At 62.3% G+C, this 1278-nt stretch carries 1 protein-coding gene; it reads left to right on the top strand.

The features are described from left to right. Positions 1-112 precede the first annotated feature (112 nt). Positions 113-1236 (top strand): IS3 family transposase gene (locus ACZ4FV_RS52390; RefSeq protein WP_465328554.1). Its coding sequence is split into 2 segments (ribosomal slippage): positions 113-317 and positions 317-1236, totalling 1125 coding nucleotides; the frame shifts between segments, so codons are not numbered across the junction. Positions 1237-1278 lie beyond the last annotated feature (42 nt).

The raw sequence follows: 1278 nt of genomic DNA, 5'->3' as shown, positions 1-1278 counted from the left end.
TGAGGTGCCCTTGATCTTCCGGACAGTGACCCGCGTAGGGTTGCAGTGAACCGGAAAGAGAAAGCACGTGCCGCCAAGATATACGCAGCAGTTCAAGGACGAGGCCGTTCGCATGGTGTTGGACGGTCCTCGACCGATCACGCATGTCGCACGCGAGTTGGGAATTCACGACACCACGCTCGGGAACTGGGTGTCGCAGTACCGCAGGTCGATGGCGGGACCGGGATCGAAGCCTCGGGATCGGGAGGCTCCGACGGAGCGTGAACGGCAACTGGAGCGCGAGAATCGGAAACTCCGCGAGGAGAACGCATTTTTGGTAAAAGCCGCCTCCTTCTTCGCCCGCGACCATCGGTGAGTTCCCGCTATGAACTCGTCGACGCGGAGAAGGCAAACTTTCGTGTCGCCGACATGTGCCGATGGCTCGATGTCTCCCGATCCGGATACTACGAATGGCGAATCCGCCCGGAATCCGCGACCACACAACGGCGCGACCGGCTGAAGGCGGCGATCAAGAAGATCTTCACGGCGAATCACGAGACCTACGGATATCGGCGCGTCCACGCAGTCCTGGCCCGTTCCGGCGAGGCGGCCTCCCCCGAACTCGTCCGCGCGTTGATGCGCGACCTGGGGCTCGTCCCCTGCCAGCCCCGGCCGTGGCGCGTCGTGACGACCCGCGCCGACGGCGCGCACCCGCGCATCCCCGACCTGGTCCGCCGCGACTTCACCGCGGACCGGCCGGGCGTCAAACTCGTCGGGGACGTCACCTACATTCCGACCTGGGAGGGATTCCTCTATCTCGCCACAGTCATCGACTGCCACAGCAAAGCGGTCGTCGGATGGTCGATGGCCGACCATTTCAAGACCTCACTGGTCACCGCCGCACTCGACATGGCTCGTGGACGCATCGACATCGAGAAGGACGCGATATTCCACTCGGATCGCGGCAGCAACTACACTTCCGAGGAATTCGCCCGGGTTTTGAGTCACCATGGTATCCGACAGTCGGTCGGCCGCACCGGAGTGTGTTGGGACAATTCGATGGCGGAATCCTTCTTTGGCGCGCTGAAGAACGAATGGCTGAACCGCTACGTCTTCACGGACCACGCGAAAGCGCGCCGTGAGGTTGTCAGATACATCGAAGGGTTCTATAATCGCCGACGGATCCACTCGCGTCTGGGATATCGCACGCCACTGGAAGTCCTGAACGAGCACAAGCAACTCGGACTGGCGGCGTAAACGACAGAAGCCAACGTGTCCGGAAAACGCGGGGCCCCTCAG

The organism is Embleya sp. NPDC025285, assembly GCF_055558835.1.
The sequence above is the reverse complement of the archived record's forward strand: the minus strand, read 5'-3'. Positions and strand labels throughout refer to the sequence as shown.